Genomic DNA, 14280 nt, shown 5'->3' with positions numbered 1-14280 from the left:
AGTCGGCGGCGGGCGGCCCTAGTCTGGTCCGACCTCGGTGATCATGGCGTCCTGACGGCGCCGGCACCGCCCCGCGTCGAGGAGGACCGGATGCCTCTCGCCACCCTGAGCGCTCTCCCCGCCGTCGCACCGGCCCCGGCCGGCGCGACCGACCTCACCGGCACGGGCCAGGTGGTGGTCGCGGGGGTCGCCGTCGTCGCCCTCGCCTCGCTGGCCGCCGCGGTGGTCTTCCGCCGGCAGGTCCTCGCCCACGGCGAGGGCACCGAGGGGATGCGCACCATCGCCGCCGCCGTGCAGGAGGGCGCCTCGGCGTACCTGCGGCGGCAGTTCCGCACCCTGGTGTGGTTCGCGGCGGCCGTCGTGGTGCTGCTGCTGGCGCTGCCCGCGGAGGGCTGGGACCTGCGGGCCGCCCGCAGCGCCGCGTTCCTCGTCGGCGCCGTGTTCTCCGCCGCGATCGGCTACCTGGGCATGTCCCTGGCGGTGCGCGCCAACCTGCGCGTCGCCGCCGCCGCGCGCGAGGGGGCGGGCGGGCGCGAGACGGGCATGCGCATCGCCTTCCGCACCGGCGGCGTGGTCGGCATGACGACCGTCGGCCTGGGCCTGCTGGGCGCCGCGGTCACCGTGCTGGTGTTCCGCTCGGACGCGCCCACCGTGCTGGAGGGCTTCGGCTTCGGCGCCGCGCTGCTGGCGATGTTCATGCGCGTGGGCGGCGGCATCTTCACCAAGGCCGCCGACGTCGGCGCCGACCTCGTCGGCAAGATCGAGCAGGGCATCCCGGAGGACGACCCGCGCAACCCGGCGACCATCGCCGACAACGTCGGCGACAACGTCGGCGACTGCGCCGGCATGGCCGCCGACCTGTTCGAGAGCTACGCCGTCACCATCGTCGCCGGTGTCATCCTCGGGCAGATCGCCTTCGGCGAGGCCGGTCTGGTCCTGCCGCTGCTGGTGCCGGCGATCGGCGCGGTCACCGCGGCGCTGGGCGTGGTGCTGGTGCGCGCCCGGCCCGGGGTCTCGGGCCTGACGTCCATCCAGAACGGCTTCTACGTCTCGGCGGTCATCGCCCTCGTCGGCACGGCCGTGGCCTGCTTCCTCTACCTGCCCGGCACGTTCGCCGAACTGCCCGGCGCCGCCGACGACGTCCGCATCCTCGACGGCGACCCGCGGCTGGTGGCGCTGGCGGCGGTGTTCCTCGGCGTCCTGCTGGCCGTGCTCATCCTGTGGATCACCGGCCACTTCACCGGCACCGAGGCCACCCCGACCCGCGACGTGGCGGACTCCGCGCGCACGGGCGCGGCCACGGTCGTCCTCTCCGGCATCGGCCTGGGCCTGGAGTCGGCGGTCTACACGACGCTCGTGCTGGCCGGTGCCGTGTTCGCGGTGTTCCTGCTGGCCGGCGGGGTGCTCACGCTGGCGATGTTCCTCATCGCGCTGGCCGGCTGCGGCCTGCTGACCACGGTCGGCGTCATCGTCGCGATGGACACCTTCGGCCCCGTCAGCGACAACGCGCAGGGCATCGCGGAGATGAGCGGCGACGTCGACGGCGACGGCGCGGCGGTCCTCACCGAGCTGGACGCCGTCGGCAACACCACGAAGGCCGTCACCAAGGGCATCGCGATCGCCACGGCCGTGCTGGCGGCCACCGCGCTGTTCGGCTCCTACCAGGAGGCGGTGCTCTCCCGGATCCAGGAGGTGCAGGCCACCCTGCAGGAGGCGCCGTCGGCGTACCTGAGCCGCACCATCGGCGACGTCAGCATCACGACGCCGACGACGCTGGTCGGGGTGCTGCTGGGCGCGGCCGTGGTGTTCCTGTTCTCCGGCCTGGCCGTGAACGCGGTGGGCCGCTCGGCCGGCGCGGTGGTCGTGGAGGTCCGCCGGCAGTTCGCCGAGCGCCCGGGGATCATGACGGGCGAGGAGGAGCCGGACCACGGCCGCGTCGTGGACCTGTGCACGCGCGACGCGCTGCGCGAGCTGGCGACCCCGGGCCTGCTGGCGGCGTTCGCGCCCATCGCGGTGGGCTTCGGCCTGGGCGTCGGCCCGCTGGCCGGGTTCCTGGGCGGCGCGATCGCCGCCGGTGTCCTCATGGCCGTGTTCCTGGCCAACTCCGGCGGCGCGTGGGACAACGCGAAGAAGCTCGTCGAGGACGGCCTGCACGGCGGCAAGGGCTCCGAGGCGCACGCGGCGACGGTCATCGGCGACACCGTCGGCGACCCGTTCAAGGACACCGCGGGCCCGGCGATCAACCCGCTGCTGAAGGTGATGAACCTCGTCGCGCTGCTCGTGGCGCCCGCCGTGGTGACGCTGAGCATCGGCCCGGACGCGAACAACTGGCTGCGCTACGGCATCGCCGCCGCGGCCACGGCCGTCATCGTCGTCGCGGTGGTGATCAGCCGCAGCCGCCGCGTGGACATGTCGGCGCCCACCACCGGGCCGGGGCGCGCGGTCGCCGGCGAGGAGGACGCGCTGAGGGACGGCGCGGTGGACCTGACGGGCCGCGAGCGCCGCGCCCGCCGCGCCGACCGCGACTGACGACCCCGCCGACCCGGCCGACCCGGCACCCGCCCCCGGGCGGGTGCCGGGCGCCTTGGCAGGATCGCGGGGTGGATCCCAGGGAACTGCTGGCCCGGCTGCGCGAGGACCTCGCCGAGGCCGGCTACACCGTCGACGGCGTGCAGGAGCTGGTCGGCGACGTCGCCTCCCGCGCGCTGGACCGCGAGCAGGCGCTGCCGGCGCTGCGGGCCGCCGAGCGCGCGGGCGGGGCGGCGTCGGTGCTGCTGCGCTGCTGCACGCTCGGCCGGGAGGTGACGCGGGCCGAGGTGGACGCGGCGCTGCCGCGCACCGGCACCGACGGCGCGGCCGCCCTCGGCCTGGTGGCCGCGGCGGGCGCCGCCCCGGGCGACGCGGTGCGCCCGCTGGTGGACCTGCGCCCGTACCGCGTGGACGACGACGCCGCCGCCCCGGCGGACTGGTGGCTGGTCTCGGACCTGGGCGAGCTGGCCACCGGCAGCGCGCTGGCCCCCGACCACGTCCTCGGCGTCGGCGGGGCGTCCCTGACGCTGGCGCGGGCCACGGTCCGCACGCCCGTGGGCTCGGTGCTGGACGTGGGCACCGGCTGCGGGGTGCAGGCCCTCCACGCGGCCCGGCACGCGCGCCGCGTCGTGGCCACGGACACCTCCGAGCGCGCGCTGGACCTCGCGGCCGTCAACGCCGCCCTCAACGGCGTCGCGCTGGACCTGCGGCAGGGCTCCCTGCTGGAGCCGGTCGCCGACGGCGAGCTGTTCGACCTCGTGGTCTCGAACCCGCCGTTCGTCATCACCCCGCGCCGGGAGGGCGTGCCGCAGTACGAGTACCGCGACGGCGGGATGCCCGGCGACAGCCTGGTGCGCCGGCTGTTCCAGCAGGTCGGCGGTGTCCTGGCGCCCGGCGGGGTGGCGCAGCTGCTGGGCAACTGGGAGTACCACGGCGAGGACGACTGGGCGCAGCGCCTGGAGGGCTGGCTGGAGGGCACGGGCCTGGACGCGTGGGTCGTGCAGCGCGAGGTCGCCGACCCGGCCCTGTACGCCGAGACGTGGATCCGCGACGGCGGCCAGAAGCCCGGTGCGGCGTTCGACGAGCTGTACGCGGCGTGGCTGGACGACTTCGAGGCCCGCGGCGTCACGGGCGTCGGCTTCGGCGTGGTGACGCTGCGCCGGCCGGTGGACGGGCCGCCGACGCTGCGCCGCTTCGAGGAGGTCCTGTCGGGGGTGGACGACCCGCTGGGCGGGGTGTTCGCCGCGGGGCTGGCCGCCCACGACCGGCTGGCCGGGATGGACGACGAGGCGCTGGCGGGCACGGCGCTGCGGGTGGCGCCGGACGTCAGCGACGAGCGTTACCACGCTCCGGGGGAGCCGGACCCGCGCGTGGTGCTGCTGCGCCAGGGCGGTGGGCTGCGCCGCGTCGTGCAGGCCGACGGGGACCTCGCGGGCCTGGTCGGGGCGTGCGACGGGGAGCTGACGGTGGGGCAGGTCGCGGCCGGTCTGGCGGTGCTGCTGGAGGAGGACGCCGCCGCGCTGCGGGCCCGTCTGCTGCCGCGGGTGCGGGACCTGGTGCGCGACGGGCTGCTGCTCCTGCCGGGGGCCTGAGGGACCCCGCGGGCACCCCCGGGCGCCGCGGGGCGTTCGCCCGCTGCCGGGACGGCGTGCGAGGCTGGCGGGCGGACGACGTGGACGAGACGGCCGGCGGTGCGCCGGGCGGGGGGTGCGCCGCAGGCGCGGGGAGGACGGCAGTCGGTGGCGGGGAAGTCCCAGACGAGCGCGGGCACGAGCGACGGCCTGCGCCGGCTCGTGATCGTGGAGTCGGCCAGCAAGATCGCCAAGATCGCCGACTACCTGGGTCCCGGGTACCGCGTGGAGGCCAGCGCCGGCCACATCCGCGACCTGCCCCAGCCCTCGCAGCTGCCCGAGGACGTCAAGAAGGGCCCCTACGGCAAGTTCGCCGTGGACGTGGAGAACGGGTTCGACCCCTACTACGTCGTCGACGCGGACAAGCGCAAGACGGTCGCCGAGCTCAAGCGCGCGCTCAAGGAGGTCGACGAGCTCGTCCTGGCCACCGACCGCGACCGCGAGGGCGAGGCCATCGCCTGGCACCTGGTGCAGGCGCTGCAGCCGCGCGTGCCGTACCGCCGGATGGTGTTCGGCGAGATCACCCGCGAGGCGATCCGCCAGGCCGCGCAGGAGATGCGCGACATCGACGACCGCCTCGTCGACGCGCAGGAGACCCGCCGCATCCTGGACCGCCTGTACGGCTACGAGCTGTCGCCGGTGCTGTGGCGCAAGGTGCGCGCGGGCCTGTCCGCCGGGCGCGTGCAGTCGGTGGCGACCCGCCTGTGCGTGGAGCGCGAGCGCGAGCGCATGGCGTTCCGGGCGGCCTCGTACGCGGACGTGACGGGCCGCTTCAGCCCCCAGGGGGAGGCGGGCGAGTTCTCCGCGCGCCTGGTGCAGCTGGACGGCGCCCGCGTGGCCACGGGCCGCGACTTCGAGGACACCGGCGAGCTGAAGCGCTCCTCGGCCTCGGCGGGCGTCGCGCACCTGGACGCGGCGGCCGCCCAGGCGCTGGCGCGCTCGCTGGACGACGCGGCGTTCGCGGTGCGCTCGGTGGAGGAGAAGCCGTACTCGCGGCGCCCGGCGGCGCCGTTCATCACCTCCTCCCTGCAGCAGGAGGCCTCGCGCAAGCTGCGGCTGAACGCGCGCGCCACGATGCGCGCGGCGCAGCGGCTGTACGAGGGCGGCTACATCACCTACATGCGCACCGACTCGATCCAGCTGTCGGCGCAGGCGCTGTCGGCGGCGCGGGCGCAGGCCCGCGAGCTGTACGGGCCCGAGTACGTGCCGGACGCCCCGCGCGCGTACGCCTCGAAGTCGAAGAACGCGCAGGAGGCGCACGAGGCGATCCGCCCCGCCGGTGAGACGTTCCGCACCCCGGCGCAGGTGTCGGGGGAGCTGCGCGGGGACGAGTTCCGCCTGTACGACCTCATCTGGAAGCGCACGGTCGCCTCGCAGATGCACGACGCGCGGGGCACGACGGCCACGGTGCGCCTGGGCGCGACGTCGGCCGACGGGCGCGACGCGGAGTTCTCCGCGAGCGGCACGATCATCACGTTCCGCGGGTTCCTCGCCGCCTACGAGGAGGGCCGCGACGAGGTCCGCGACGCCGGACCGGACGCCGCGGACACCGAGCGCCGGCTGCCGCCGCTGGAGCGCGGGCGGGCGCTGAGCGTGGCGGACCTGGCCGCGGACGTGCACGAGACGTCCCCGCCGCCGCGCTACACCGAGGCGACGCTGGTGAAGACGCTGGAGGAGAAGGGGATCGGTCGCCCCTCCACGTTCGCCTCGATCATCTCCACGATCGTCGACCGCGGGTACGTGCGCTACAAGGGTTCCGCGCTGGTGCCCACCTGGCTGGCGTTCGCGGTGACGCGGCTGCTGGAGGAGCACTTCCCGCGGCTGGTGGACTACGACTTCACCGCCGAGATGGAGAACGACCTCGACGCGATCAGCCGCGGCGAGGCCGAGCGGGTGGACTGGCTGACGCGCTTCTACTTCGGCGCGGGCGGCCCGGCGGGTCCGGCCGGCGCGGCCGCGGCCCCGGACGGCGCTCCGTCCGGCGGTGCCGCCACCGGTGCCGCGGAGGGCATCAAGGGCCTGGCCGACGACCTGGGCTCGATCGACGCCCGGGAGATCTCCACGGTCCCGATCGGCGAGGGCATCGTCCTGCGGGTGGGTCGCTACGGCCCGTACCTGGAGGGCCCGGACGCCGAGACCGGTGAGCTGCTGAAGGCGTCGGTGCCCGAGGACGTCGCGCCGGACGAGATGACGGTGGAGAAGGCGCGCGAGCTGCTGACCTCCCAGTCCGACGACGACCGCGTGCTGGGGCAGGACCCGGCGAGCGGCCGCACCGTGGTGGCGCGGGTGGGCCGCTACGGCCCGTACGTCACCGAGCTGATCGAGGACGACGCGCCGGCCACGGCCGTCGAGGAGCGCGCCGCGGCGAAGAAGACCGCCAAGAAGGCGGCGAAGACCAAGCCGCGCACGTCGTCGCTGTTCAAGGACATGTCCGTGGAGACCGTCACGCTGGAGCAGGCGCTGGCGCTGCTGTCGCTGCCCCGGGTGGTCGGCGCCGACCCGGAGTCCGGCGAGGAGATCACCGCGCAGAACGGCCGCTACGGGCCGTACCTCAAGCGCGGCACCGACTCGCGGTCGCTGGCGAGCGAGGACCAGATCTTCGACATCACGCTGGCGGAGGCGCTGGCGGTGTACGCGCAGCCCAAGACGCGCCGCGGGCAGGTGGCGCGGCCGCCGCTGAAGGAGCTGGGCCCGGACCCGGAGACGGGGCAGCCGATCGTCGTCAAGGACGGCCGCTTCGGCCCGTACGCGACGGACGGGACGACCAACGCGACGCTGCGCAAGGACGACGACCCGGAGACGCTGACGCTGGAGCGGGCCGCGGAGCTGCTGGCGGACAAGCGCGCCAAGGGCCCGGCGCCGAAGAAGACCGCGGCGAAGAAGACGGCTCCGGCGAAGAAGACGGCCGCGAAGAAGACCGCCGCCCGGAAGACGGCGGCGAAGAAGACGGCGCCGGCGGAGGGCTGAGCGGGCCCGGGCGGGTCCGGGGCGGTCCCGGGGCGGTGTCGGCGCCGGGTCCTACCCTGGCGACCGTGACCGATACCGCCCTCCCGGGGACCTTCGTCGCCCTGGAGGGCGGTGACGGCTCGGGCAAGTCCACGCAGGTGCGGCTGCTGGCCGAGCACCTCGCCGGCACCGGCCGCGAGGTGGTCGTGACGCGCGAGCCGGGCGGCACGGAGCTGGGCCGCGAGGTGCGCGCGCTGGTGCTGGCCGCCCCGGGCGGGCCGGCGCTGGACCCGCGCGCGGAGGCGCTGCTGTTCGCCGCCGACCGCGCCCAGCACGTCGCGCAGGTCGTGCGCCCGGCGCTGGCGCGCGGCGCGGTGGTCGTCACCGACCGGTACGTGGACTCCTCGCTGGCCTACCAGGGCGCCGGGCGCGCGCTGGCGGTGGACGAGGTGGAGCGCCTGTCGGCGTGGGCGACGGCCGGGCTGCTCCCGGACCTGACGGTGGTGCTGGACGTGGACCCGGCGACGGCCGCGGCCCGGCGGGGGCGCGACACCTCCCGGGCGGGGGAGGACCGGCTGGAGGCGGAGTCGCGGGCCTTCCACGCGCGGGTGCGCGAGCAGTTCCTGCTGCTGGCCCGCCGCGACCCCGCCCGCTACCTGGTCCTGGACGCGACGGCGCCGGCGGACGTGGTCGCGGCGCGGGTGCGCGGGCGGGTCGCGGAGCTGCTGGGGGCGGCCACCGGGGCGGGGCGGGCGTGAGCGCCGCGCCGCCGGGGGCCCCGGGCGCGACGAGCGGCGTGTGGTCGCAGGTCGTCGGCCAGGAGCCGGCCGTGGCGGTGCTGTCGCGCGCGGCCGCGGCGGCGCGCGCGGCGGCCGCCGCCACGACCGCGAGCGCCGCGGCCGTGGCCGGGGTCGCGGCGGCGGGCATGACGCACGCCTGGCTGCTGACGGGCCCGCCGGGCTCGGGGCGGTCCGTGGCCGCCCGCGCGTTCGCCGCGGCCCTGGCGTGCGAGGACCCGGCGCGGGTGGGCTGCGGGACGTGCGCGGGCTGCCGCACGGCGCTGTCGGGCGCGCACGCCGACGTGACGGTGTTCGCCACCGAGCACACGTGGATCCGCCGCCAGGACGTCGAGCCGCTCATCGCCACGGCGCAGCGGCGCCCGTCGGTGGGCCGCTGGCGGGTGATCGTCGTGGAGGACGCCGACCGGCTCAACGAGACGTCCGGCAACGTGCTGCTGAAGACCATCGAGGAGCCGCCGCCGCAGACGGTGTGGCTGCTGTGCGCGCCGGCCGTCGACGACGTGCTGCCCACGATCCGCTCGCGCGCCCGGCACGTGCCGCTGCGGGTGCCGCCGGCCGACGCGGTGGCCGAGCTGCTGGTGCGCCGCGACGGCGTGGACCCGGCGATGGCGGCGTTCGCGGCGCGCGCGGCGCAGAGCCACGTCGGGCTGGCCCGGCGCCTGGCCCGCGACGAGGGTGCGCGCATCCGGCGCCGGGAGGTCCTGCGGCTGCCGGAGCGGCTGCGCGGGGTCGGCGACGCGGTCGTGGCGGCCGGGGAGCTGGTGGAGGTCGCCGCGGAGGAGGCGAGCGCGTCCACCGCCGAGCGCGACGCCCGGGAGAAGGCGGAGCTGATGCGCTCGCTGGGCGCCGACGGCCCCTCCCCGGTGCCGCCGGCGGTGCGCGCGCAGGTGCGGGCGCTGGAGGAGGACCAGAAGCGGCGGGCGCGGCGCGCGCAGAACGACGTGCTGGACCGCGCGCTGGTGGACCTGCTGGGCTTCTACCGCGACGTGCTGGTGGTGCAGCTGGGCGCGCCGGTGGAGCTGGTCAACGGCGACGTGGCCGCGGCGCTGCGCCGGGCGGCCGCCGAGTGCTCCCCGGAGGAGACGGTGCGCCGCACGGAGGCGGTCCAGCTGGCCCGCGAGCGCCTGGCGCAGAACGTCGCCCCGCTGCTGGCGGTGGAGGCGATGGCCCTGCAGCTGCGCCCGCGCGAGCGCTGAGGACGGCCCGCGCGAGCGCTCCGGCGACCGCCCGGGCGGCCCCGCCGGAGGTCCGTTGACACCCGTCGGCGGCGTGCCTAGCTTGCCGATCACGTCAGCGCGGACGCTCCCGGCGGCCGCGGCGTCGCGCCTCCTGGAGGAACCGTGGCCCAGCTGCTCAACGACCCCGCCGAAGCCGTCCCCGACGCGCTGCGCGGCATGGCCGCCTGCCACCCCGACCTGCACGTTGACCTGGAGAACCGGGTGGTGCGCCGCGCCGGCGGGCCCCGGCCGGGCAAGGTCGGCCTCGTCTCCGGGGGCGGGTCGGGCCACGAGCCCCTGCACGCGGGGTTCGTCGGCCACGGGATGCTCGACGCCGCCTGCTGCGGCGCGGTGTTCACCTCGCCCGTGCCGGACCAGGTGCTGGCGGCCACGAAGGCCGTGGACTCCGGCGCGGGCGTCCTGCACGTGGTGAAGAACTACACCGGCGACGTCCTGAACTTCCGGATGGCGGCGGAGGAGGCCGACGAGGAGGACGTGCGGGTGGAGACGGTGCTCGTCGACGACGACGTGGCCGTCACCGACAGCACGTGGACGGCGGGCCGGCGCGGCACGGGCGCCACCCTGTTCGTGGAGAAGGTCGTGGGCGCCGCGGCGGAGGAGGGGCTGGAGCTGGCGGAGCTGGCCGCGCTGGGCCGCGAGGTGGTCTCGCGCAGCCGCAGCTTCGGGGTGGCGCTGACGGCGTGCACGACACCCGGCTCGGACCGGCCGGGCTTCGACCTGGCGGCCGGCGAGATGGAGGTCGGCATCGGCATCCACGGCGAGCCGGGCCGCGAGCGGGTGCCGCTGGCCCCGGCGCGGGAGGTGGCGCGCACGAGCGTGACGGCGATCGCCGACGACATGCCCCTGGACGGGGAGGTGCTGCTCATGGTCAACGGGATGGGCGGCACGCCGCTGCTGGAGCTGTACGTGCTGGCCGCGGACGTGCGCGCGGCCGTGGAGGAGCGCGGCGGGCGGGTGGTCCGCGCGCTGGTGGGCAACTACGTCACGAGCCTGGAGATGCAGGGCAGCATGGTCAGCGTGTGCCGCCTGGACGAGCGGCTGACCCGCTGGTGGGACGCGCCGGTGCAGACGCCGGCGCTGCGCTGGGGCCGGTGAGCGCGGTGGGGGGGACGGCGCTGGACGCGGACGCCGCGCGCGCCTGGGTGCGCCGGTTCGCCGAGCTGGTGCAGGAGTCCGCGGTCGAGCTGACCGACCTGGACCGCCCGATCGGCGACTCCGACCACGGGGTGAACCTGCGCCGGGGGGCCGTCGCGGTGCTGGCGGCCCTGGACGGCCCGGACGCGCCGGCGACGGCCGCGGACGTGCTGCGCGCGGCGGGCACGACGCTGGTGAGCACGGTCGGCGGGGCCAGCGGCCCCCTGTACGGGACGGCGCTGCGCCGGGTGGGCAAGGCGCTGGTGGGGGTGGACGCCGCGGGCGGGCCGGAGCTGGCGCGGGCGCTGCGCGCGGGCGTGGACGCGGTGGTGCGCCTGGGCGGCGCGGAGGTCGGCGACGCGACGATGGTCGACGCCCTGCTGCCGGCCGTGGAGGCGCTGGAGCGGGAGGTGGCGGCGGGGACGGCGCTGCCGGAGGCGGTGGGGGCCGCGGTGCGCGCGGCGCAGGAGGGCGCGGAGTCCACCGACGCGCTGGTCGCGCGCAAGGGCCGGGCCAGCTACCTGGGCGAGCGCAGCGCCGGGCACCGCGACCCGGGCGCGGTGTCGTCGGTGCTGCTGCTGCGGGCGCTCGCGGACGCGCTGGGGGGTCCCGCGTGAGCGTGCGGCTGGTCCTGCTCTCGCACAGCGCGACGGCGGCGGCGGGGGTGGCGGAGCTGGCCGGTCAGGTCGCCGGCGGGGCGGTGCTGGAGGCGGTGGGCGGCACGGCGGACGGGCGGCTGGGCACGGACGCCGGCGCGCTGGAGGCCGCCGCCCGCCGCGGCCTGGACGCCGGCGACGACGTCGCGGTCCTGGTGGACCTGGGCAGCGCGGTGCTGATGGCGAAGGCGTGGCTGGCCGACCTGGACGACGAGGAGCTGGAGCGGGTGGCGCTGGTGGACGCGCCGTTCCTGGAGGGCGCGGTGGCCGCCGCGGTCACCGCCGCCACCGGCGCGGACCTGACCGAGGTGGTCGCCCGCGCCGAGGAGGCCCGCGCCCTGCGCAAGCGCTGACCCGCACGCCAGCCTCCACCCGCGTCCACCCGCCTGCGGTTCCGCCGCCCCTCCTCGCTCTCCACCCGCCGTGATCATGCACGGTTGAGTCCTCACCCATCCGTGATCACCGTGATCTCGCTGGGAATCCCAGCAAGATCACGGTGGGGTGGAGGGGGCGGGGAGGGGAGCCGGCAGCGGGGGCGGCCGGGAGGGGTCAGTCGAGGATCGCCCGGGTCGTCGAGCGCTGCTCGGTCAGGACTCCGCTGATGAGCTCCTGCGTGCGGTTGATCTCCGCGACGGCGCTGTGGATGTCGCCGAGGGAGGCCACGACCTCCTGGACGCGCGCCTGGATCGCCGCCACGGTCGCGCTGACGTCGGCCGTGGCGCGGGCCGTCTCGGTCGACAGCTCCTTGACCTCCCCGGCCACGACGGCGAACCCGCGGCCGGCGTCCCCGGCGCGCGCGGCCTCGATGGTCGCGTTGAGGGCGAGCAGGTTGGTCTGCGCGGCGATCGACTGGATGGCCCGCACGACCTGGTCGATCTGCTGGCTGGCCTCGCCGAGGGCGGCGACCTGCGCGTTGGCCTCGTCGGCGAGCTGCTCGCCGCGCGCGGCGACGGCGGAGGCGGAGGCGACGTTGGCGTCGACCTCGTCGATGGAGGCCAGCAGCTGCCCGCCGGCCTCGCGCAGCCGCGCCTCGGAGGCGAAGCGCTCCAGCGCCTGGCCGACGAGGAAGGCGGTGTTGCGCAGGGCGCTCTGCCGGCTCGGGTGCATGATCAGCGTGCGGGTGGCGAAGAAGTCCATCGTGCCGATGAACTTCCCGCCGACGGTGATGGGCAGGCACACGCCGGACTTCACGCCCGCGGCCTGGGCGGCGGGGCGGCGCACGCAGTCGGTGAGCTCACCGAGGTCCTCCACGAAGACGAGGTCCTGGCGGGCCCAGGTGCGCCCGGACAGCCCGACGCCCTTGGCGAAGGAGGCGCTGCGGGTGACGCGGCGGAACTCCTCGCCGGCGTCGCCGGACTCCTGCGCGAACCGCAGGACCTGCGCGTCCTCGTCCAGGCGCCAGAACGAGCCGTACTGCCAGTCGAAGTCGCGGCGGATGGTCTCCAGCGCGGTCGTCAGGGCCTGCTGCTCGTCGCGGGCGGTGACCAGCTCGCGGATGACGGTGGAGACGGCCTCGGTGTCCTGCGCGGACTTCTCGCGCCGCACGGACTCGGCGACGCGGGTGATGGCCTCGGAGACGAGGACGCCGACGGTGCGCAGCACGGCCAGGCGGCCGGGGGAGGGCTCGATGCGCTCGGTGGTGAAGAAGTCCATCGTCCCGACGACCTGCCCGTCCTCCACGACGGGGAAGCAGATGCCGCTGCGCACGCCGGCGCGCACGGCGGCGGGGGCGCGCACGCAGTCGGCGAGCTCGCCGAGGTCGGGGACGAAGACGAGGTCGCGCTGGCGCCAGGCGCGCCCGGACAGCCCGACGCCCTCGGCGAAGCTGGCGTCCAGCGTCACCCGGCGGAACTCCTCGCCGGCGTCGCCGCGCTCGACGGCGAAGCGCAGGACGCGGGCGGCGGGGTCCAGGCGCCAGTAGGAGCCGTACGCCCAGTCGAAGCGGTCGCGCACGACGTCCAGGGCGGTGCCGACGGCCTGGTCGACGGTCGTGGCGGCGGCCAGGGCGACGACGACGGCGGTGACGGCCTCGACGTCGGCCTGCTGCTCGGCGAGCTGCTTGAGGGTCTGCGGGGCGGGGTCGCGGCGCTTGGCGAACATCGGGTTCCTCCGGGTGTGGGGAGCACGGCGGCGGTGCCGGTCGGTCGTCCCCGGCGCCCGGGGCCGGACCCGCGGAGGAGCGTCCACGGTGTCGTCGGCGGTGCACGGGCCCGCCTTGAGGGGCGTGTGAGCCGTCTCACGCGCCCGCCGGGTCAGCGGCGCGCGGGGACGGGCACGACGTCGAGGTCGGCGGCCACGTGCACCTCGACGTCCGCGCCGGCGTCGGCGAGGGCCGCGCGGGCCTCGGCGGCGAACTCACCGGGGTCGGTGTAGCGCTGGGAGAAGTGGGTCAGGACGAGGCGGCGCACCCCGGCGCGCGCGGCGGCGGTCGCGGCCTGGCGGGCGGTCAGGTGGGCGTAGCGCTCGGCGAGGTCGCGGTCGCGGTCCAGGAACGTGGACTCGACGACGGCGAGGTCGGCGCCGCGCAGGACGGCGTCGAGGGCCGGGTGGTCGCGGGTGTCCATCGCGATGGCGAACACCTGCCCGGGGCGCGGCTCGGTGACGTCGGCGAGCCGCACGCCGCGCAGGACGCCCTCGCGCTGCAGGCGCCCGACGTCGGGGCCCGCGACGCCGGCGGCGGCCAGCGCGCCGGGGACGAAGCGGCGCCCGTCGGGTTCGGCGAGGCGGTAGCCGACGGCGGGGACGCGGTGGTCGAGCAGCCGGGCGCTCAGGCGCGCGCCGGCGACCTCGGCGACGGGGACGTCGTCGTCGTGGGTGGCGTCGACGGCCTCGACGAGGGCGTGGACGTCGGCGTCGGCGACGGCCGCCAGCGCCCGCAGGTGGGCCTCGGCGTCGCGGGGTCCGTGGACGGTGACGGTGCGGCCGGGGGCGTCCAGGGCCATCCGGGCCAGCACGCCGGGCACACCGAGGCAGTGGTCGCCGTGCCGGTGGCTGACGCAGACGCGCTCCACGCGGGGGGAGGCGACACCGGCCAGGACCATCTGGCGCTGGGTGCCCTCGCCGGCCTCGAAGAGGACGGAGGTGCCGTCCCAGCGCAGCAGGTAGCCGTTGTGGTTGCGCGTGCGGGTGGGGGCCTGGCTGGCGGTGCCGAGGACGACCAGCTCCCGCGCGGACACGGCGCCCACTCTGCCAGCGCTGGGACGTCCGGGTGACGCCCGGTGGCGCCCGGGTGACGGCGTCACCCGCCCGGCCCTCCCGCGGACGGGTGCCCGGGGCATCGAGCTCACGCAGCGCGCACGCTCGTCGCACGGCCCGCCGCCCCCGGCGGCGGGTTCCTCGAGACGGG

General features: G+C 76.8%; 10 protein-coding genes. 8 read left to right on the top strand and 2 right to left on the bottom strand.

The features are described 5' to 3' along the window. Positions 1-90 precede the first annotated feature (90 nt). From AB8M62_RS11565 to AB8M62_RS11530, 8 genes are all read left to right on the top strand, one after another. A complete protein-coding gene (locus AB8M62_RS11565; protein WP_369052608.1) occupies positions 91-2529 on the top strand; it encodes a sodium-translocating pyrophosphatase in 2439 nt (812 codons plus the stop codon). Between the two features lie 71 nt (positions 2530-2600). Beyond that, entirely contained in the window at positions 2601-4121 is a 1521-nt protein-coding gene (locus AB8M62_RS11560) for a DUF7059 domain-containing protein (protein ID WP_369052607.1), read from the top strand. A 147-nt stretch (positions 4122-4268) separates the two neighbouring features. Next, on the top strand, positions 4269-7127 hold the full coding sequence (topA, locus tag AB8M62_RS11555) for a type I DNA topoisomerase (protein ID WP_369052605.1): 2859 nt from the start codon (positions 4269-4271) through the stop codon (positions 7125-7127). A 65-nt stretch (positions 7128-7192) separates the two neighbouring features. Continuing rightward, positions 7193-7864 carry a dTMP kinase gene (gene tmk / locus AB8M62_RS11550; protein ID WP_373694919.1) on the top strand — a complete coding sequence of 224 codons (672 nt, stop codon included), beginning with the start codon at positions 7193-7195 and terminating at the stop codon, positions 7862-7864. Next, entirely contained in the window at positions 7861-9102 is a 1242-nt protein-coding gene (locus AB8M62_RS11545) for a DNA polymerase III subunit delta' (RefSeq protein ID WP_369052603.1), read from the top strand. The genes tmk and AB8M62_RS11545 overlap by 4 nt, the downstream gene beginning before the upstream one ends. Before the next feature lie 144 nt (positions 9103-9246). Then, entirely contained in the window at positions 9247-10239 is a 993-nt protein-coding gene (gene dhaK / locus AB8M62_RS11540) for a dihydroxyacetone kinase subunit DhaK (protein ID WP_369052601.1), read from the top strand. Next, a complete protein-coding gene (gene dhaL / locus AB8M62_RS11535) occupies positions 10227-10895 on the top strand; it encodes a dihydroxyacetone kinase subunit DhaL (RefSeq protein ID WP_373694923.1) in 669 nt (222 codons plus the stop codon). Before dhaK ends, dhaL begins: the two co-directional genes overlap by 13 nt. Continuing rightward, entirely contained in the window at positions 10892-11287 is a 396-nt protein-coding gene (locus AB8M62_RS11530) for a PTS-dependent dihydroxyacetone kinase phosphotransferase subunit DhaM (RefSeq protein WP_369052600.1), read from the top strand. The genes dhaL and AB8M62_RS11530 overlap by 4 nt, the downstream gene beginning before the upstream one ends. Before the next feature lie 196 nt (positions 11288-11483). Here AB8M62_RS11530 and AB8M62_RS11525 read toward each other — a convergent pair whose 3' ends face one another. Together AB8M62_RS11525 and AB8M62_RS11520 are read right to left on the bottom strand one after the other, a co-directional pair. After that, complete coding sequence (locus AB8M62_RS11525) at positions 11484-13034, bottom strand: GAF domain-containing protein (RefSeq protein WP_369052598.1); 1551 nt, start codon at positions 13032-13034, stop codon at positions 11484-11486. 152 nt (positions 13035-13186) lie between these two features. Next, a complete protein-coding gene (locus AB8M62_RS11520; RefSeq protein WP_369052596.1) occupies positions 13187-14110 on the bottom strand; it encodes a ribonuclease Z in 924 nt (307 codons plus the stop codon). Positions 14111-14280: the final 170 nt, after the last annotated feature.

The organism is Kineococcus terrestris (genome assembly GCF_041020755.1).
Classification (GTDB): domain Bacteria; phylum Actinomycetota; class Actinomycetes; order Actinomycetales; family Kineococcaceae; genus Kineococcus; species Kineococcus terrestris.
Note: the sequence above shows the minus strand (reverse complement) of the source record. Positions and strands in the feature narration are given on the sequence as shown.